The organism is Micropruina sp., from assembly GCF_047606365.1.
GTDB lineage: Bacteria > Actinomycetota > Actinomycetes > Propionibacteriales > Propionibacteriaceae > Micropruina.
The window spans coordinates 46,465-64,295 of sequence record NZ_JASGEN010000113.1 but is presented as its reverse complement, the minus strand read 5'-3'; the positions used below and the strand labels follow the sequence as shown (position 1 = coordinate 64,295).

Sequence of the window (17,831 nt, the reverse complement as noted above, 5' to 3'; positions counted from 1 at the left end):
TCACCCCACCAGCAAGAGGCCGTGGACGGATCAAACCAAAGGCAGACCTCACCAGGCACGCCAGTCGAGACCAGGGTCACACGCCCCCTTTGCCGGGAGGGCACTTACATCCTCTACGTCGAGACCCTCAATGGACCCGGTGAGCAAGGTTTCGACAAGCTCAACCAACGGATCGGGTTCTCAGCCGCGCCGGCTCTCCAGCCAGACGTGCCAGTCAACCCCGGCGGTGGGGACCTCGGGACCGGGCAGCATCGACCCGCCGGCCATGCTCGCCGGAGCAGCACCGGGAACGACGGTCAGATCCAAGCCGTCATGAGCGACCAGGTCACGGACGAGGTCGACCAGCCGCTCGGTACGCGGCCCGGCAAGCTGGCGGTCCCCCGAGTCGGGATCGGTGGCCAGGTCGACCAGCGCCCGAGCCACCTCGACGGAATTCACCGGCCGGGTCGGCACGTCCATGATCTCCACGGTCCCGGACGGCGCCCGTCCGGCCAGTGCCCGCTGCAGGACCTGACCGGGGAACTCATGGAACTGGGTGGTGCGCAGCACCCGTGCGCCCGGGGCATGCTCGCGGATCGCCTGCTCATGGGCCAGCGTCGCGACGTACCAGTCGTAGTCCTGACCGCGATCCACACCCACGATCGACAGCACCACCGTCCGGCGCACCCCGGCGTCTCGGCCAGCGGCACCCAGGTTCCGGGCCACTGTGGTGAAGAACTCCCTTGCAGACGCCAGGTCCATCCGACCCGGACGGCTGACGTCCACCACGGCTTCCACATCCACCAGCGCCCTTGCGACGGCGTCCGGGTCGAGCAGGTCGACTCCGTCGGTGCGACTCAGGCGGACCACCTCGTGCCCCGCCTCCTCGGCCAGCCTGCACACCTGAGAGCCGATCAGTCCGCTGCTTCCTGCCACTGCGATTCGCATGCATTCAGCCTGTCACTCCACGCCAGGTGTCTCGGACGGCTCGAAATTCCTTCTTCACAGCCTTACCGATCCGCTCGAACTCGGTGCCGAAATGGTCGTCGGTGACCATGTACGTCCATGTGGCCCCAGGCCGATGCAGACCGGCGCCGGCGAGGTCCAGATGTCCCTCAACCACCGGTGCGTGCGTGAGGATCTCCGCTGCATCGGCCAAGGCAGCATCGGTGAGTGAGGCGAAGGACTCAGCAATCAGCCGGTTGAACGCGTGGAGTGGTTCTTCGCGAGCCAGTGCACGCAGGTGAATTCCCTCACGGACCGCCGCGGCGTAGGCAAGGTGATCGGACCAGCGCCGATCGACACAGGTCAGCACGATCAGCCGCGCCGCGCCGCCCAACTCCTCACCCGCAAGCTGGCTTCGGAGCTCTTCCATCCGGTCGGACGCCACCTCGTCAAGCAACCGGCTGCCCTCATGGGAGGTCAGCACCTTCTCGCGCAGCTCGAGCAGTCGTTCCCGATGCCGGGCAAGCAGCCGACCGTAGCGGTGGGCGAGATCACGCAGGCTGTGCTGCTGACCGTCCGCCACTCGCTGCGCATGATCAGGCCAGGAGAGAAGTTTGCGATCGAAGACCCTGCCGTCCTCGCCCACGTCACGAGGCGGACGATGATCGGGTGCATAGCCGGTGATCAACCCGTCGTCCAAGCTGGTGAGAAAGATCGTGTGGCCAGGGTCACCTTGCCGCCCGGCGCGGCCACGGAGCTGGTCGTCGAGACGTTTGCTGGGGAACCGGCCGAGACCAAGGATCAACAGCCCGCCGCGTTCGGCGACTCCGTCTGCGAGCCGGATGTCGGTACCGCGTCCGGCCATCTGGGTGGAGACGGTGATCCGACCCGGGGTGCCGGCCAGTGCAATGATGCCCGCCTCGTGGGCATCGTTCTTGGCGTTCAGCACGACCGATTCGAGTCCGTGTTCGGTGAGCAGTGCGGCGAAACGTTCAGACTCAGCGACGGATTGGGTGGCGACCAGGACAGGTTGGCGGTCACCGTGGGCCTCGGTGACCAGGCTGACCACCACAGCATCCCGCTCGTCCGCGGTCTCGTAGAGCCGGTCGGGTTCATCGATCCGGATGCAAGGTCGGTGCGGCGGCAGGCCACCCACGTCAAGGTCGTAGAGTTCGGCGATCTCGGACGCGGCGCTGACCAGCGTGGCACTCATCCCGACAACCGATGTGTAGAGGCCGATCAGGTCTCGCACCAGCAGTTGATCGAGAATCTCGACGCCTGAACTCGGTTCCAGATGTTCTTTCGCCTCGACCGCCTCTTGCAGACCCTCCGGCCAGCGCTGCAGCGCCTCGACCCGTCCTCGCGAGGGGCTGACCAGACGGACCCGCCCGCCCTCGATCACGTAGTCGACGTCTCGGGTCAGCAGTGCTTCGGCGTGCAGCGCGGTGTGCAGCCGGGCCAGCAAATCGTGGTCAGCCCCGAAAAGGTCGACGTCGGGGAAGCGCCGCTCGGCCGCCTGCAACCCGGCTTCGGTCAGGTGCACGGTGCGACGATCGTTGTCCACCTGGTAGTCATGGTGCTCGTCCAGCCTGGCGACGAACTCGGCCAGCTCCCAGTCGGCGCCGACGGTATCGGATGACTCGCCGGCCAGGACCAGTGGCACCCTGCCCTCGTCCAATAGGACAGCGTCGGCTTCGTCCAGCACTGCGACGTCCGGACAGATTCCGACCCGGTCGGCGACGTCCAGGCAGAGTCGATCCCGCAACACGTCGAATCCGGCCTCGGTCACTGGGAGGTACACCACATCCGCCCGGTAGGCCTCCCGACGCTGCTCGGCCGGTGTGGTCGAGGTCACCGCCGCAACGGTTGCCCCCGCTGCCGCCAGCAAGGGGCCCATCCACTCGGCGTCGCGGGTGGCGAGATAGTCGTTCGCCGACAGCACGTGAACCCGGTGCCCGGTACGAACCAGTCCGGCAGCGACGATCGCTCCCACCAGGGTCTTTCCCTCCCCGGTCGCCAACTCGACCGATGTGCCGCGCAGCATCGCCGCCGCGGCCTGCAGTTGCACATCGAACGGGCGCAGGCCCAGCTGGCGGTCCGCCAGTTCCCGGGTCAGGGCGAGGAAGGTCGCCAACCGCTGGTCGTCGTGACCGAAGTCCGCGGGCAGCCCTGCCAGCGAACGATGCAGGTCGGCGTCCGAGGCGGATCGAAGCGTGTCGGCGCACCCGGCAGCCAGTTCGACCACTGCTGCCAGCCCGGACAAGTCGACGCTGCCCGGCCTGTCTAGCAGCCTGGCTTTCAGGCGTTCCCATGCCGACGGCATGCTGCCACTTCAGCACACCATGGCCGAGAAGTCCGTCCTGACCTCGCCAAATTACGTCCGATGTGAAGCGCATTACGCCTCGCTTGCCTCATCGACTAAGAGGATCGGACGTAATCTGGCGCGCCGTGCGCGGTCGTCCGCCAGAGGAGTAGCGTTCCCACCCGGTTGACTTGAACCTTGGTCCAACAGGCACGGTGGACGGCATGAGCAACGAATCCGGACCCTGGGGCATCTCGTGGGTGGCAGATCGTTTCGGCCTCGATCCCGACACCTTGCGCTACTACGAACGCGAGGGAATCCTGCCCGCACCCGCCCGCGACAGCGGAGGACGAAGGGTCTACACGGCGGACGACATCGAGCTGATCGAGATGCTCGTGCACCTCAGGGCGACCGGCATGCCGCTGGCTCAGATCGCCGAGTTCACCGGCCTGGCAGCCAGCCGAGCGGGAGGCTCCGAACAACTCGCCCTGCTGCAACGACATCAGCGTGCGGTGCTTGAGCAGCGCGACCGGCTGGACGCCTCACTGGACGTGATCACCAGGAAGATCGCCGGCTACAGCCCGGACGACGGCGAGCCACAGTTCCTTATCAGGCCGGATTGCCGCCTCGGCTACGCGGTTCGCGGCTGCGGCCCGCTGCTGTACCTGGTCGGTGCGCCGGTCGGGCGATCCGGCTTCGCCGCGCTCGCCGAACACCTCGCCGACGAGTACACCGTGGTGACGCACGACCCGCGCGGCATCGACGCGAGTGTCCCAGAGCCCGGGGCGGCCGCGCCCACCCCGCAGACACTGGCGGATGATCTGGTCGCATTGGTCGAGCACATCGGCGGCGGGCCGGCCGTCTTCTTCGGCGCCAGCGGAGGTGCCGTGACCGTCCTCGAGGTCGCAGCCCGGCACCCGGAGCTGATCGCCCAGGCGGTGGTGCACGAGCCGCCGCTGATCCGGTTGCTGCACGACCCGGCGCTGGAACGGCGGGCGATTGCCGCCTTCCAGAACGCCTTGACCGATCCTCAGGCGGGTGCTCAGGAGTTCCTCGATCTCACCGGCGCCGGGCACACCACGCCGGAGGGTGAACAGCCACCGACCCACACGCCACTGCCCGAATTGTCGGACGCGGAGCTCGAACGGAATCGCTATTTCCTGGGCCAGATGGCCGGCCCCAGCGTCTTCTACGAGCCAACGCTCGACGCGATCCGGCGACTGCCTCTCAGCGTGTGCGCCGGCGAACTCAGCCACGGCCAGTTGGCTCGCCACGCCGCCCAGGCGCTCGCGGACGCCCTGGACGTCCCACTCATCGACGTCCCCGGTAACCATCTCGGCCCCTCACTGGAGGCCGCCCGGTTCGCCGTGGCGCTGAAGAAGGTACTCAAGGCAACCTAAGGGGCATCCGCAGTGACAGTGATGTCACCACGATCGTGGTGGCGCGTCCCTTTTGAGCCAACCGCAGCCCTGGGCCAGACTGGGACATGGCCCCAGCTTCCACCACAGGCCTTTGGCTCGATCGAAACTTCCTCAGGTTCTGGAGCGGCCAGGCGGCCAGCCAGTACGGCGCACAGATAACCAAGTTGGCGCTGCCGGTACTCGCCGTGCTGATGCTGCAGGCGAACGAAATCCAGGTCGGCTACCTCAACGCGTCAGGCCTGGCGGCGTTCCTTCTCGTCGGCCTCCCCGCCGGCGCGTGGATCGACCGAATGCGCAAGCGCCGAGTGATGATCATCGCGGACGGTGTTCGCGCGATAGCTCTAGGAATGATCCCGGTGCTTCATGTCACCGGTCTGCTGGAGCTGTGGCATTTGTATCTGATCGCCCTGATCCAGGGCACGGCCACTGTCTTCTTCGACGTCTCGTATCAGAGCATCGTGCCGGCTTTGGTCCCCGGAGAGCAGATCGCCGAAGCGAATGGAAAGCTGGAATCGACTCAGCAGATCGCCGGATTGAGCGGCCCGGCAGTTGCGGGCTGGCTGATCGGGCTCATCACAGCGCCGCTCGCCATTCTCGTGACAGCCACCACCTACCTGATCTCGCTGGCGGCGTTACTGACCACCCGAGATCACGAGGTGCTCAGGCCCCGGCATCACCGCCCGCCCCTTCACCGCGAGATTTCCGAAGGCTTGCGCTGGACGCTCGGCGAGCCGATGCTGCGGCGAATAGTCGCCACCTCTGGGATCGCCAACCTGTCAACGACACTGATCTTCACCCTGATGCCGATCTTCGTCCTCAGAACCCTGGGCTTCTCGCCAGCCCGCATGGGGCTATTGCTCACCGTGATGGCCGTGGGCGGACTACTCGGGGCGGCCTCGACACCGAAACTCGCCAAACGGTTCGGAGAGGCTCGCCTGATTCCACTTGCGGCATGCGGATCCGCGCTGGCCACGGTGCTCATCCCGCTGGCGGTACTTCTTCCGTCCGATATGGCCTTCTGGCTCCTCGCGGCACAGGGAATGATCGCGAACTTCAATGCTCTCGTCTACAACATCACCCAGGTGACGTTCCGGCAACGCATCACACCCGCAGACCTCCTCGGACGGATGAACGCGTCCGTTCGGTTCTTCGTCTGGGGCATCATGCCCGTCGCGGCTCTTCTCGCCGGGTGGGTGGGGTCCGCGATCGGAACCGTCCCCACCCTATGGATCGGGGTGATCGGCTGCCTCGCGTCGGCGCTACCTGTCGCGCTCGGGCCCTTCTGGCGACTGCGTGACCTTTCCACCGTCGTCGTTCATCGCTGACCGCGACCCGGGCTACGGGCCTCGAAGGGTCTCGACAAGCTCGGCCCAGGGATCGTCGACTCAGAGCGACTCCACTATTCGTATTCGCAACCTGGGAGGATCGACGGGTGGCCAGGACGATTCGCTTCATGTTCGAGTACGGCCAGCAATGGCCACTGTGGGAGAACGGGGCCGAGGGCGGGCCGACGATGGAACCGGCCGACTACGGGCTGTCAGCAGAGCTGACCGAGCGGTTGCGGCTGGTCACCGAGTGCTGGCAACAGCACTTCCACTACGAGACCGGGTGGGAAACGCCGGAACACCTCGCCACCTGGAAGGCACAGACCGATCAGGCTCTGGCCGTCCTGCGGCGGGAAGTGGCAGCTATCGCCGACGTGGTCGACGAGCGGGGTCTGTGACGTAGCTGGTCCGTGCTGACGGGATCACGATGAGCCTTGGCAGGAAAGACCTGTCACGGGTTCTTTGCGCGTCTGCTGACTACTGCCGCTCTTGAACCACGTTGAACACGTTCCCGTCAGGAGCACGGACGAAGAAGCGGGTGACGCCCCAGGCTTCGGTGCTCAACGGGTGAACGATCTGATATCCGCGCTGTTCGGCGGCCGCGAATGCGGCCTCCACGTCGTCCACCATGATCGACGCCACCGGAAGTTCCGGCGCCGTTTCGTCACGGGTCAGGATCTGGACGTTGGCCCCGGTCTCCGGTGAGGTGAAGCGGGCCACCCACCCCAGATTGAACTCCTCCTCGCTCAGACCGAGGTAGTCGGTGTAGAAGGCTCTGGCCCCGTCGATGTCCGACACCGGGATGTCGGCGATCACCCTCGTCACACGCATCAGCATCCTCCTTGATCCAACGCTGCTCCCATTGTCCCCTTGGCTAGCGGGGTTGGCCCGGGGTGGGCGGAAGATCGCTCGGAGGCCGCGGAATGACAGCGATGTAGTTATCCCCGATCTGTGGATCGTCCTGTGGATAACTCGGGTAGTCGGCGGCGGGTGACGCGGTGAGGAGATCCCGGCGTTCACCGGGATGACCACGTGGGACGACGGTGGGGCCGCAGCATGGTGTCGATCGTGCTCGCGGCGACGCCGACCTCGCCCGCTGACGTAGGACGACGGTGGCGACGCAGCATGGTGTGTGTGGGCACCGGTCGCAGCTGGGCTTGGGTTTCGACAAGCTCGACCGACGATCGGTTTCAGTTCTCCAACGGTTTGTTCGTGGCCAGCATGTGCCGCATCCGGTCCTGGTTGGCCGGCAGCACCACGAGTTCCAGGGCGACCTCGATCTCGCGGCGCAGCAACTCCGCCTCGGTCACCGGTTCGTCGCCGGTGAGCATGGCCGCCAGCGCGCCGACGATCCGCTGATCGGTGGGCGAGGCGTCCGACCACGAGGCATCGAGGGGTTCCAGGCGCGGGCTGTGTAGTGCGAACCGTTCGGGTTCCGGACGCCGCGGCCGTCCGACCAACTCCAGCGCGGAGGCCTTGGCCCGCTCGAGCACCCGGGCGCCGTTCATCACGATCTCATCGGACGGCAGCAGCAGCCCCTCGGCCTGCGCCTCGAACGCCGAGCCGCTGATCACCGACGAAGACGCCAGAGCGAACGCGCGCGCCGCGGCGTCCGGCAAACCACGCAGTGAAGAGCGGATCAGCGTACGGGTGACACCGCCCCAAGCCGGGATCAGGCCCACCTTGCGTTCCGGGAAGCCGGCATACAGCTCGGCACCGGCCACCACATGATGCGCGGCCAACATCAACTCGCAGCCGCCGCCCAACGCCAGCCCGCGGGCCGCCGCCACGACCGGGAAGGACGCCGCCCGCAGCCGTGCGAACGAACCCTGCCCCAACTCGGTGAAGTGGCGCAGTTCGTCCGGATCGTTGCGCTCGACCAGGGACGCGAAGACGTTGAGGTTGGCACCCGCCGAGAAGGCGCGCGGATGGTCGGTGCCGATCACCAGGGCGGCGAAGGCACCGCCCTCCCCCAGTTCGAGTGCCCGTTGGATGATCTCGAAGACGCCGGGCTCGCAGACGTTCATCTTGGTCCGCAGGGTCAGGCAGGCCACCCCGTCGCCCAGGTCGACCAGCGCCGCCGACTCGTTCTCGGCCAACACCCCGGACGCCTGCGCGACGGTCAGCGGACAGGGCGGCAGTTCGGCCACCGAGCCGTCGGTGGCCAGCACCGCACCCGGACGGGGACGGAATCCGCCAGCCTCTGCCGCCTGCCGCAGCAAAGTGGGCACCGGGCGTCCTTCGGCCTCGAAGCGTTCGACCAGCCAGTCCACGCCGACCGTGTCGGCGAGTTCGAACGGACCCGCCTGCCAAGCGTAGCCGAGCTTCATCGCGTCGTCGATCAGGCCGACGTGGTCGGCGATCTGCGGCGCGGTGAGGCAGCAGTAGTCAACGAATTCCCGCAGCACCGTCCACGCGTACCGGCCGGCGGGCGAGTCGGTCTCGCACACCGCACGGAGGCCGCGGGCCTGCAGCGCCGGGTCGGACGGCGTCCGCCGCGGCCGGTACTCGAAGGTGTCGGTGTCGATCACCTCGTCGATCGGACCGTCCTCGGTCTTGCGGCGGCGGGTGAATCCGCCCGGGCCACGGCGTCCAACCAGGCCGCGTTCCAGCAGCCCGGTGAAGGTGGCGTTGGTGGTGATGTCGTAGCGGTGGTAGCCGTCGTCGGCGGGCAGCAGCCGCAGGAAGCTCGTCCAGATCGACGGCACCAGGTTGATCCCGACCAGGTCGAACAGCCCGAAGACACCGGTGCGCGGCGTCCCGAATGCCCTTGTCATCACGGCATCGGCGGTTTCGATGTCGACGTCGCCGGTGAGCGCCTCGGCCGAGGCGACGGCCATCCAGAAGTTGCCGATCCGGTTGGCCAGGAAGCCCGGGGTATCGCGGCAGCGCAGCACCGTCTTGCCGAGTTGATAATCGCCGGCCGCGACCAGTCGTTCGACCACCTCCGCGTTCGTCGATGGCCCGGCGACAACCTCCAACAGAGGCATGTGCCGGGGCGGGTTGAAGAAGTGGGTGATCGCGAAGTGGGCGACGAACCCGGCGTCGCGGCCTTCGACCAGACTGGCCAGCGGGATCGTGGAGGTGTTCGAGGTGACCATGGTGTCCGGGCCGCGGTGCCCCTCGATGGTCGTGTACAGGTCACGCTTGACCCCGAGGTCCTCGAAGACCGCCTCGATCACCCAGTCGGCTTCGGCGTAGGCGGTCACGTCATCGACCACGTTCCCCGGCGTCACCCGCTCGGCGAAGACCGGCAACATGAAGCCTCCAGCCTTCACCTGACGGGCAATCGCGTCCCTGGCCAGCTTCGACCGATCCTCGACCTCACCCTCGGGGACCACATCGAGCAAGCGCACCTTCACGCCCGCGTTCGCCAGCTGCGCCGCGATCCCGGAACCCATCGCTCCCGCGCCGACCACGACCGCCTGCCGCACGTCCGTCGCACTCATGGACACCTCCTCGTGCCTGCTCCGATCGTAGTCCGAGCCGCTTGTCCACGTTCGCCCAACCCGACCCCGCCCCGGGCCCTCCATCGTCATCCCGGACTTGATCCGGGATCTCTCTCCCCGGGGATCTCGCCCGCCGGAGATCCCGGGTCGGAGCCCGGGATGACGTGAACGATCAGCGCTTCCCCAGGAGGAGTTGAGGGGTCGGACAAGCGGACGAGCGAATACCGACCCGGCGGAGATGGTTGACTCGGAGCATGAAGGTCAACCTCGTGCTCGGTGCCGGCGGGGCTCGCGGATTCGCCCACGTCGGGGTCATCCAGGAACTGCATGCCCGCGGTCACGAGGTGGTCGGGGTGGCCGGCACCTCGATGGGTGCCCTGGTCGGCGGGGTGCTCGCCGCCGGCGGCCTGGACGGCTTCACCGACTGGGTCCGAGCGCTGACCCGCACCGACATCGTCCGGCTCACCGACCTGAGCCTCGGCGCGCCCGGCCTGATCCGGCTGCAACGGGTGATGCGCGAACTGCACCGGTTCATCGGCGACGTCCGCATCGAAGATCTGCCGATCCCCTACACCGCGGTCGCCACCGACATCGATTCCGAGCGCGAGGTGTGGTTCCGGCACGGTCCGCTGGTGGCGGCGATGCGGGCGTCCATTGCGATTCCGGCGGTGTTCACCCCGGTGCGGATCGGCGAGCGGCTGCTGGTCGACGGCGGGCTGCTGAACCCGCTGCCGATGGCGCCAGCGATGGACATGCCCGGTGAGGTGAGCATCGGGGTCTCGCTGTTCGGCCGCAGCCCGGGCCTGCACCTGGGACTGCCCAGCAAGGAGTCCGCCGACGAGGCAAGCGCCGACGCCGACATCCCGGTCGACGCCGGAGAGCCGTCCTGGACGGCGCGGCTGGCGCATTCGGTGGCCGAATCCTGGCCGGTGCGGAATCTGAACAAGCTGCGCACGCCGACGCCCCCGGCGGAGAAGGCGTTCGAGGACTGGCCCGCCGACGTCAACCTGGCCGACTTGCTCGGCCGCTCCCTCGACATCATGCAGGGCCGCATCGAGATGGCCCGCACCGTGCTCAACACACCCGAAGTTCTGGTCTGGGTGCCGATGGACGCGTGTAGCGTGCTCGATTTCCACCGGGCGGAAGAGATGATCGAATTGGGACGACGGGTCGCCATCGAGGAGTTCGATCGGATGGGCCTGTGACCAACACCGTCAACAATCGGAGAACGCAGATGCACGACGTCCGGCTGATCGCCTCGGACATGGACCACACCCTGCTCGACGAGCAGGGCGAGCTACCGCCCGGGATCGACAGCTACGTGAGCCGGCTGCACGCCGCCGGCATCACCTTCGTGGCGGCCAGTGGGCGTCCGCTCAACCGGCTGCAGCAGATGTTTCCGCCCCGCGAAGGCATCGCCTACATCGGCAACAACGGCGGCTCGGTCAGCTACGGCGACACGATCCTGTTCGAGAGCCGGCTGAGCCCGCAGAGCTATCGGGAGATGGCGGCGCTCACCCTGCGCGTGACCCCCGGAGTACCGGTGGCCTGCAGCCCCGACGCGGCCTACGTGCTGGCCGTCCATGCTGAACACGAGGAGTACCTGAGCAGGTTCAACCCCCGGATCGTCTACATCGACGATTTCGAAGAACTGGACGCCGCGATCGACAAATTCAGCGTCTATCTTCCGCAGGGCGAGAGCATTCGCTACTACGACGAGGTCTTCTACCCGGCCTACGCCGACGAGTTCTCGGTCACCACGGGCAGCCCGCTCTGGGTGGACGTGATGAATCCCGGCGTCCACAAGGGTCATGGGCTCCGTGTGCTGGCCGACCACCTGGGCCTGGAACGGCATCAACTGATGGCGTTCGGCGATGCCTACAACGATCTGGAGATGCTCGACGAGGCCGAGCACAGCTATGCCGTGCGCAACGCCCACGAGGCGGTGCGGCAGCGGGCCCGGTTCCTCGCCGAGTCGAACGCCGACCACGGCGTGGTCCAGGTGATCCGACAGGTGTTGGCCCTGCACGAGGGCGATTGTGCCGAGCCGGTCGAAACCGTCGGCGGCATCGGCAAGGATGGGGTCCGACCCACGCAGGAGGTAACGCTATGAGCACCGATCACGGCAAGAAGCCGTACGTCCTCGACATCGAGGCGGCCACCATCGAGAACCCGAACTTCCGCACCACGTTGTGGACCGGCGAGCACCTGCAGCTCACCGTGATGTCGATCCCGGTCGGCGGCGACATCGGGCTCGAGGTGCACCCCGACAACGACCAGTTCCTGCGCGTCGAGCAGGGCCGCGGGCTGGTGCAGATGGGTCCGGCCGAGGACGACCTGCCCTTCCGCGAAGAGGTCGAGGACGATTGGGTCATCCTGGTCCCGGCCGGCACCTGGCACAACGTGACCAACATCGGCGATGAGGATCTGAAGGTGTACGCGCTGTACGGCCCGCCCGACCATCTTCCCGGCACCGTGCACGCCACTCAGGCCGACGCCGAGGCCGACCCGCACGAGCACTGAGAACGCTGATCAAGACGTCCGCCGCTGGTTGAGCTTGTCGCCCCCCCGGCGAGGGGATGCCCTGCACGAGGGTCTCGACAAGCTCGACCAACGACTAGGGCCAGGGGTTCGCCGTGCAGCCGCGCAGGTCGCCGCTCTGTTGCATCATCACCGGCGCCTTCTTGCCCTTGCCGGCGCAACTCGCGTTGCCCTTGCCGAGCAACTGCCCGATGGCGTGGTTGATCAGGTAGGTGCGATAACCCGCCTTGTCACCGGCGTAGCCGGCAGCGCCGGACTTCCAGCCTGCGGCGTTGATCACCACCACGTCGCCCTTGGTGCAACTGGTGGCGACGCTGCCGTCCGAACCGCACAGCTCGGCGGCTGTCGCCGCACTGGCCAGGTACAGCTTGACGTCCGCCTTCGACTGGGCCACCAGGGCGAACCGGACGTCACCGGAACCGGTCCAGCTGCGGGGGTCGTTGAGCACGCCCGCGATGGTGGTGGCGCTGGAGTCGGCCTTCAGCTTGGCGCTGGTCTCGACCGCCACCGCGTAGCGGTAGAGCTTGCCCTGCGAACCGGTGGCGGCCGCGGTCACGGTGGACCAGTCGAAGTCGCCTGAGGACTTCATCGTGCTGCTCGGCGATCCGGACGCGGTTCCCGTCGGGCTGGCCGAGGTCGTCGTGCTGGCGGTCCCGCTGGGACTGGCTGAGGGACTGGTGAACCGGGTGCCGGTGGGCGCGGGCACCGGAACGGTCGGTTCACCCGCCCGCTCCACGGGAGCCGACAGCGCCTGGACGCCGGCCACGACACCCACGAAAACGGCCACCACGGCCGCAATCAGTCCGATTCGCACCCAGTTCGGCCGCACTCGTCCGCCTTCCGGTCGATCCACCGGTTCACCCTATGCGATCGTCGCGAAGGCCCTGATGCGCGACCCGCGCCGCGAGTTCCGCCGTCCGATCATTGCTCGGTGACGGCGTCGGAACGTCAGCGGCGGCGGGGAATGACCACACCGGCGAGGCCGGCGAGCAGCCCGCCCACCGTCGCGATCCAGGCCGCCGTCTGCGCCGAGTGAGATTCGACCACCTGTCCGGCCAGAGCGGCACCGATCGCGACGCCGACCACGCCGACCGTGCTGAGCATCGTCATGACGGTCGACAACCGCTCGGGCGGCGAGATCCGTTCCGCGTAGGCGTACCCGGTGACCAGCGTCGGGCCCACCATCACACCGATCAGCAGGCAGGCGAGCGCCATGCTCGGGGCGTCCCACGCCACGATCAGCAGCGGTGAGGTCAGCGCGCAACCGAAACCGAAGACGACGATCCTGGCGGCCAACGGGAACCGCGCCGGAATCCGATTGCTGAGCAGCCCGGTGGCCGCGCTGCCCACCGCCAGCGCGCCGTAGACGAGACCTGTGACAGCCGCCTCACCACGCTCGGTGAAGTACGCGGCGACACTGGTCTGGGTGCCACCGAACAGGACGCCGACACCGCCGACGGCGATGCCGAGCGGAACCAGCACCCTCCAGTCGATCCGGTCGGCCGATTCGGCGTGCCGCAGCCGTCCGTGCCGGAGCGCGGGCAGCGCCGAGCGGTGCAGCGCGAAACCGACCTGCCCCACCCAGGCCAGTGCCAGCGCGGTGAGCAGCGGGAGAGGCGGCGCGACCGCGCTCAACGTGGTGGCCAGCACCGGTCCGACCACGAAGGACACCTCGTCCACCGCGCCCTCCCAGGCCATCGCCGAGGCGGTGAACGCCACCCGGTCGGGTCGTCCGGCGGCGACCTGGGACCAGCGGGCCCGGGCCATCGCACCCAGCTGCGGGTTGGCGAAGCCGATCAGGGCGGCCAATCCGCATGCGACGGTGAGCGGAACCTCCGGACGGCACCAGGTCAGGAATCCCGCGATCGCCGCGGTCTGGACGACGGTGGCGACCAGGCCGACGACGCGGTGTCCGTACTGGTCGGAGAGATGACCGACCAGGACGGCACCCGCCGCGCCGCCCAGACTCAGCGCGGCGGTAGCCAACCCGGCCAGCGCGAACGAACCGAGGGCATGTTGGGTGTACAGCAGCAGCGACAGCGGCAGGATGCCGGTGGGCAGGCGTCCGAGGAAACCCAGGGCGACGAACGACGCGCCCTGGCTGCGCAGCAGAACCGGGTACGGCAGGTGCTGCGGCATGGGTTCCCTCCTGGCAGGTGGACGTGCGGCGCTCACCGACCGCTCGCCGAACTATCTACCGCTCGCCGAACTCAGCGAGCGCTGAATAGTTCGGGGAGCGCGGTAGCTGTGGGCAAACAAACAGCGAGGCGGGGAGGAATCCCCGCCTCGCTGCTGTGGCTGGCTCAGGCGGCGGCGACGACGCTCACGTTGATGTGAGCGACAACGCCGCTGGTCAGCTTCAGGCCGACGGTGTGGGTACCGACGGACTTGATCGGCTTGGCGATCTCGACCGAGCGCTTGTCGACGGCGGGGCCGCCGGCCTTCTTCACCGCGAGCACGATGTCGGCCGGGGTGACAGCACCGAACAGCTTGCCGTTCTCGCCGGCGTTGGCCGGCAGCGAAACGGCGAGCTCCTCGAGCTGGCCGCGGATCTCCTTGGCGTGCTCGACGTTGCGGATCTCGCGGGCGTCACGGGCCCGCTTGATGCCCTCGATCTGCTTCTCGGCGCCCTTGGTCCACTTGATCGCGAAACCGCGGGGCAGCAGGTAGTTACGGCCGTAGCCGTCCTTGACCTCGACGATCTCGCCGGGGATGCCGAGGTGGTCGACGGCAGCGGTCAGAATGAGCTTCATGCTGGCGTTCCTCCTTCTCAGCGGGCGGTCGAGGCGTACGGCAGCAGGGCCAGCTCACGCGCGTTCTTGACGGCGATCGCAACCTTGCGCTGCTCCTGGACGGACAGGCCGGTCACCCGGCGGGCGCGGATCTTGCCCCGCTCGGAGATGAACTTCCGCAGGGTCGCGGTGTCCTTGTAGTCGATGTGGCCGATGCGCACGGACTTGGCCGGCGCGATCTTCTTCTTGTTCACAGGCTTGCGCTGTGACTGGGCCATTATGGTGCTCCCTTTCAGTGAGCCCGGCCGAGGCCGGAATGACGTAGATGAATGGGGACGAGCCGCCGATCAGGCGGTACCGCTCGGACGTGCACCGAACGGCAGGCCGATCAGAACGGGGGCTCGTCGCTCTGGGCCTGCGCCCAGGGGTCGTTGCCGGCCGAACGGTTGTTGTTGCCACCGCCGGACGACCACGAATCGGAACCGCCGGCGTTGCCGCCACCGGAATTCCCGCCGCCGGAGTAGCCGCCACCACCGGAGTAGTTGCCGCCACCGCCACCGGTCGTCCGAGTGACCTTGGCCGAGGCGTACCGCAGCGACGGGCCGATCTCTTCGACCTCGACCTCGAACACGGTGCGCCGCTCACCCTCACGGGTTTCGTACGAGCGCGACTTCAGCCGGCCCTGGACGACCACCCGCATGCCCTTGGTCAGCGACTCGGCGACGTTCTCGGCCGCCTGCCGCCACACGGAGCAGTTGAGGAACATCGCGTCGCCGTCGCGCCACTCGCTGGTCTGACGGTCGAACGTCCGCGGGGTGGAAGCGACGGTGAAGTTGGCCACCGCCGCACCGGACGGCGTGAAGCGCAGCTCGGGATCGGCGGTCAGGTTGCCGACCAGGGTGATTTGGGTTTCGCCTGCCATGAGTGTGTCTTTCGATCGAGGTACTGAGTCACTCAGAGCCTGTCAGCTGCCGCTGACAGAAACTTCTCTAGCGGGTATCGGGCCGGATGATCTTGGTGCGCATGATCTGCTCGTTCAGGGTGAACTGGCGGTCCAGCTCCTTCACGTCGGCAGGTTCAGCGGTGAGATTGATGACGGCGTAGATGCCTTCGGACTTCTTGCGAATGTCGTAGGCAAGCCGGCGACGGCCCCAGATGTCCAGGTTGTCGACGGTGCCACCGGCCTTGGTCAGGCCTGCGAGCGGCTTCTCCAACAGGCCGTTCACCTGACGGTCGTCCACATCGGGATCGATGATCACCATGACTTCGTATTGACGCATACGCGAACTCCACCTCCTCTGGTCTCGAGCGGCCATGAGCATTTCCCATGGCAGGAGGGCGTGTGCAAACGGTGCCGGAAGGCACCAAGGGTCAACCTTAGCGGCCGGACGCCGCCGGCGGCGAATCGCGCGACGCTCGGGTGACCGCGGGAACCGTCCCGCCGATCAGTCCAGACCGAGGTACTGCTCGAGGGTGACGTTCGCTCCGAGCGCCCGGATCGCCCGTGCCTGCGAGACGCCGACGTAGCGCCAGTGCCACGGCTCGTAGCCGATGCCGGTGATCTTCGTCGCGCCCTTCGGGTAGCGCAGCACGAAGCCGTAGTCCTGGGCGTGGCTCCGCAGCCAGCGCCACTCCTTGGTCTTGTCGAAGGTGGTGCCGCGTCCGGAGGGACTGCGCAGGTCGACCGCGAGGCCGGTCTGATGCTCACTGGTGCCGGGCAGCGCCACGTACTTGACGGTGTAGGCGCGCCCGTAGCGCCGCAGTGAACTGTTGTACAACGCCTGCTGCTGGGCGTGCGAGCGGTAGCTGGAGACCACGTGCAGCGCTCCACCGGCCTTCCGGAGCGCCTTGGTGAGCGCCGCATAGGCTTTCGCGGCCGTCGGGGTCAGCCGGGCCGGACCGGTCACCTTCGGGCGGTAGCCGGCCCCGAGCCGGTGTTCGGCCGACACCACGATCACCCCGTCGACCACGAACGGCCGGTTCAGTCCCTTGCCACGCCGGGTGTCCTTGGGCGGCACGGACGGGGTGGTCGGCGGCGTCGCTGCAGGCGTTCCGGACGCACTCGGGCTCGGCGACGCGGTCCGGATGGCTGCCGACGAGTCCACGGACGTGGCGACCCGGGTGGTCGGCGGGGGTACGTCCGGGCCGGCGACGGGTGCTTGGGCGCAGCCGGCGACACCGAGGACGGCCACGGCCGCCACCGGCACCAGCCAGTCCCCTACCGGTCGACGCATCGACGTCCCTTCCGCTCCGAGCAACCCCATCGTGCCGGACGTCGGCGGCGCCCGAAGCCGTCCGACATTGTCAGAGGCCGCCGTTAGGCTCGTGACCATGATCGCGATGGGTGCACACGTCGACTCCACCGACCCGATCGCCGAGGCGAGGGCACGCGGGGCACAGCTCAGCCAGTTCTTCCTCGGCGACCCGCAGGGCTGGAAGGGCCCGCAGGTCGCCTATACCGGCGGGGCCGCCGCCTTGAAGGCGGACGCCGAGGCCGCCGGTATCGCGCTCTACGTGCACGCGCCGTATGTGCTCAACGTGGCCAGCATGAACAACCGGATCCGGATTCCGTCGCGCCAGCACCTGCAGAAGCAACTCACCGCGGCCGCCGAGATCGGCGCGGCGGGAGTGATCGTGCACGGTGGCCACCTGACCGCCAAGGACGACCTCGAGGCCGGCTTCACCAACTGGTTCAAGGCGGTCGACGGGCTCGACATCGCCGTCCCGCTGCTGATCGAGAACACCGCCGGCGGCACCAAGGCGATGGCCCGGCATCTGGAGAACATCGACCGGCTCTGGGCGGCCATCGGCGCCTCGGCCAACGCCGACAAGGTCGGCTTCTGCCTCGACACCTGCCACGCCCACGCCGGGGGCAACGAACTACTCGGCCTGGTCGACCGCGTCCGTGCCATCACCGGGCGGATCGACCTGATCCATGCCAACGACTCCCGCGACGCGTTCGACTCCGGCGCCGACCGGCACGCCAACTGGGGTGCCGGGCAGTGCGACCCCGAGGGTGCCCGCGACGTGATCCGCTCCGCCGGCGCACCGGTGGTCGTCGAGACCCCCGGTGACGCCGCCGAGCACCGCGCCGATTTGGCTTGGCTGGCCGAAGGGCTCTGACCCCACCCGGATCA

19 protein-coding genes are annotated in these 17,831 nt (G+C 67.9%); 8 read left to right on the top strand and 11 right to left on the bottom strand.

Going from position 1 to position 17,831, the window contains the following annotated elements; translation table 11 throughout:
* Positions 1–180 precede the first annotated feature (180 nt).
* Both QM624_RS13745 and secA2 read right to left on the bottom strand, forming a co-directional pair.
* A complete protein-coding gene (locus QM624_RS13745) occupies positions 181–927 on the bottom strand; it encodes an SDR family oxidoreductase (RefSeq protein WP_415092747.1) in 747 nt (248 codons plus the stop codon).
* A gap of 4 nt (positions 928–931) precedes the next feature.
* Positions 932–3,247 carry an accessory Sec system translocase SecA2 gene (secA2, locus tag QM624_RS13740; protein ID WP_415092745.1) on the bottom strand — a complete coding sequence of 772 codons (2,316 nt, stop codon included), beginning with the start codon at positions 3,245–3,247 and terminating at the stop codon, positions 932–934.
* Positions 3,248–3,450: 203 nt separating this feature from the next.
* Here secA2 and QM624_RS13735 point away from each other — a divergent pair, with 203 nt between their 5' ends.
* The 3 genes from QM624_RS13735 to QM624_RS13725 all read left to right on the top strand — a co-directional run bounded on the left by QM624_RS13735 (position 3,451) and on the right by QM624_RS13725 (position 6,370).
* Positions 3,451–4,626 carry an alpha/beta fold hydrolase gene (locus QM624_RS13735; RefSeq protein WP_415092743.1) on the top strand — a complete coding sequence of 392 codons (1,176 nt, stop codon included), beginning with the start codon at positions 3,451–3,453 and terminating at the stop codon, positions 4,624–4,626.
* Positions 4,627–4,712: 86 nt separating this feature from the next.
* Positions 4,713–5,972, top strand: coding sequence for an MFS transporter (locus QM624_RS13730; protein ID WP_415092741.1), 1,260 nt, complete (start codon positions 4,713–4,715; stop codon positions 5,970–5,972).
* Positions 5,973–6,079: 107 nt separating this feature from the next.
* Complete coding sequence (locus tag QM624_RS13725; RefSeq protein ID WP_415092739.1) at positions 6,080–6,370, top strand: hypothetical protein; 291 nt, start codon at positions 6,080–6,082, stop codon at positions 6,368–6,370.
* A gap of 79 nt (positions 6,371–6,449) precedes the next feature.
* Here the strand turns inward: QM624_RS13725 and QM624_RS13720 are convergent, their stop codons facing one another.
* Both QM624_RS13720 and QM624_RS13715 read right to left on the bottom strand, forming a co-directional pair.
* Positions 6,450–6,803 (bottom strand): VOC family protein, encoded by a 354-nt coding sequence (locus QM624_RS13720; protein ID WP_415092737.1) that lies wholly within the window; start codon positions 6,801–6,803, stop codon positions 6,450–6,452.
* Between the two features lie 359 nt (positions 6,804–7,162).
* Positions 7,163–9,421 (bottom strand): 3-hydroxyacyl-CoA dehydrogenase NAD-binding domain-containing protein, encoded by a 2,259-nt coding sequence (locus tag QM624_RS13715; RefSeq protein WP_415092735.1) that lies wholly within the window; start codon positions 9,419–9,421, stop codon positions 7,163–7,165.
* A 254-nt stretch (positions 9,422–9,675) separates the two neighbouring features.
* Here QM624_RS13715 and QM624_RS13710 point away from each other — a divergent pair, with 254 nt between their 5' ends.
* The 3 genes from QM624_RS13710 to QM624_RS13700 are packed head-to-tail and all read left to right on the top strand — an operon-like array spanning position 9,676 to position 11,944.
* Complete coding sequence (locus QM624_RS13710) at positions 9,676–10,626, top strand: patatin-like phospholipase family protein (protein WP_415092733.1); 951 nt, start codon at positions 9,676–9,678, stop codon at positions 10,624–10,626.
* Positions 10,623–11,534 (top strand): HAD family hydrolase, encoded by a 912-nt coding sequence (locus QM624_RS13705; protein ID WP_415092731.1) that lies wholly within the window; start codon positions 10,623–10,625, stop codon positions 11,532–11,534. Before QM624_RS13710 ends, QM624_RS13705 begins: the two co-directional genes overlap by 4 nt.
* Positions 11,531–11,944: a cupin domain-containing protein gene (locus QM624_RS13700; RefSeq protein WP_298130479.1), complete on the top strand. Its 414-nt coding sequence runs from the start codon at positions 11,531–11,533 to the stop codon at positions 11,942–11,944. Before QM624_RS13705 ends, QM624_RS13700 begins: the two co-directional genes overlap by 4 nt.
* 94 nt (positions 11,945–12,038) lie before the next feature.
* Here QM624_RS13700 and QM624_RS13695 read toward each other — a convergent pair whose 3' ends face one another.
* Positions 12,039–12,551 (bottom strand): DUF3152 domain-containing protein, encoded by a 513-nt coding sequence (locus QM624_RS13695; RefSeq protein WP_415092729.1) that lies wholly within the window; start codon positions 12,549–12,551, stop codon positions 12,039–12,041.
* A 1-nt stretch (position 12,552) separates the two neighbouring features.
* Between QM624_RS13695 and QM624_RS13690 the strand changes: the two genes are divergently transcribed.
* Positions 12,553–12,897: a hypothetical protein gene (locus QM624_RS13690; protein WP_415092727.1), complete on the top strand. Its 345-nt coding sequence runs from the start codon at positions 12,553–12,555 to the stop codon at positions 12,895–12,897.
* 13 nt (positions 12,898–12,910) lie between these two features.
* Here QM624_RS13690 and QM624_RS13685 read toward each other — a convergent pair whose 3' ends face one another.
* The 6 genes from QM624_RS13685 to QM624_RS13660 form a co-directional block, all read right to left on the bottom strand.
* Positions 12,911–14,101 carry an MFS transporter gene (locus QM624_RS13685; protein ID WP_415092725.1) on the bottom strand — a complete coding sequence of 397 codons (1,191 nt, stop codon included), beginning with the start codon at positions 14,099–14,101 and terminating at the stop codon, positions 12,911–12,913.
* A 164-nt stretch (positions 14,102–14,265) separates the two neighbouring features.
* On the bottom strand, positions 14,266–14,715 hold the full coding sequence (rplI, locus tag QM624_RS13680; protein WP_415092723.1) for a 50S ribosomal protein L9: 450 nt from the start codon (positions 14,713–14,715) through the stop codon (positions 14,266–14,268).
* 17 nt (positions 14,716–14,732) lie between these two features.
* Positions 14,733–14,972 carry a 30S ribosomal protein S18 gene (rpsR, locus tag QM624_RS13675; protein ID WP_298130467.1) on the bottom strand — a complete coding sequence of 80 codons (240 nt, stop codon included), beginning with the start codon at positions 14,970–14,972 and terminating at the stop codon, positions 14,733–14,735.
* Between the two features lie 110 nt (positions 14,973–15,082).
* A complete protein-coding gene (locus QM624_RS13670; RefSeq protein WP_415092721.1) occupies positions 15,083–15,616 on the bottom strand; it encodes a single-stranded DNA-binding protein in 534 nt (177 codons plus the stop codon).
* A 67-nt stretch (positions 15,617–15,683) separates the two neighbouring features.
* Positions 15,684–15,974, bottom strand: coding sequence for a 30S ribosomal protein S6 (gene rpsF / locus QM624_RS13665; RefSeq protein WP_298130462.1), 291 nt, complete (start codon positions 15,972–15,974; stop codon positions 15,684–15,686).
* A gap of 165 nt (positions 15,975–16,139) precedes the next feature.
* The gene (locus QM624_RS13660) at positions 16,140–16,928 is read right to left on the bottom strand and encodes a D-alanyl-D-alanine carboxypeptidase family protein (protein ID WP_415092719.1); all 789 of its coding nucleotides are present in this window, start codon (positions 16,926–16,928) and stop codon (positions 16,140–16,142) included.
* A gap of 91 nt (positions 16,929–17,019) precedes the next feature.
* On the opposite strand from QM624_RS13660, the gene QM624_RS13655 reads away from it, so the two are divergent.
* Complete coding sequence (locus QM624_RS13655; RefSeq protein WP_415092717.1) at positions 17,020–17,817, top strand: deoxyribonuclease IV; 798 nt, start codon at positions 17,020–17,022, stop codon at positions 17,815–17,817.
* Positions 17,818–17,831 lie beyond the last annotated feature (14 nt).

Bases quoted from the DNA above. Each gene is read 5' to 3' on its own strand.
- QM624_RS13745 (WP_415092747.1), bottom strand. From the start codon at position 927: ATGCGAATCGCAGTGGCAGGAAGCAGCGGACTGATCGGCTCTCAGGTG.
- secA2 (WP_415092745.1), bottom strand. From the start codon at position 3,247: ATGCCGTCGGCATGGGAACGCCTGAAAGCCAGGCTGCTAGACAGGCCG.
- QM624_RS13735 (WP_415092743.1), top strand. From the start codon at position 3,451: ATGAGCAACGAATCCGGACCCTGGGGCATCTCGTGGGTGGCAGATCGT.
- QM624_RS13730 (WP_415092741.1), top strand. From the start codon at position 4,713: ATGGCCCCAGCTTCCACCACAGGCCTTTGGCTCGATCGAAACTTCCTC.
- QM624_RS13720 (WP_415092737.1), bottom strand. From the start codon at position 6,803: ATGCGTGTGACGAGGGTGATCGCCGACATCCCGGTGTCGGACATCGAC.
- QM624_RS13715 (WP_415092735.1), bottom strand. From the start codon at position 9,421: ATGAGTGCGACGGACGTGCGGCAGGCGGTCGTGGTCGGCGCGGGAGCG.
- QM624_RS13710 (WP_415092733.1), top strand. From the start codon at position 9,676: ATGAAGGTCAACCTCGTGCTCGGTGCCGGCGGGGCTCGCGGATTCGCC.
- QM624_RS13700 (WP_298130479.1), top strand. From the start codon at position 11,531: ATGAGCACCGATCACGGCAAGAAGCCGTACGTCCTCGACATCGAGGCG.
- QM624_RS13695 (WP_415092729.1), bottom strand. From the start codon at position 12,551: ATGAAGTCCTCAGGCGACTTCGACTGGTCCACCGTGACCGCGGCCGCC.
- QM624_RS13685 (WP_415092725.1), bottom strand. From the start codon at position 14,101: ATGCCGCAGCACCTGCCGTACCCGGTTCTGCTGCGCAGCCAGGGCGCG.
- rplI (WP_415092723.1), bottom strand. From the start codon at position 14,715: ATGAAGCTCATTCTGACCGCTGCCGTCGACCACCTCGGCATCCCCGGC.
- rpsR (WP_298130467.1), bottom strand. From the start codon at position 14,972: ATGGCCCAGTCACAGCGCAAGCCTGTGAACAAGAAGAAGATCGCGCCG.
- QM624_RS13670 (WP_415092721.1), bottom strand. From the start codon at position 15,616: ATGGCAGGCGAAACCCAAATCACCCTGGTCGGCAACCTGACCGCCGAT.
- rpsF (WP_298130462.1), bottom strand. From the start codon at position 15,974: ATGCGTCAATACGAAGTCATGGTGATCATCGATCCCGATGTGGACGAC.
- QM624_RS13660 (WP_415092719.1), bottom strand. From the start codon at position 16,928: ATGCGTCGACCGGTAGGGGACTGGCTGGTGCCGGTGGCGGCCGTGGCC.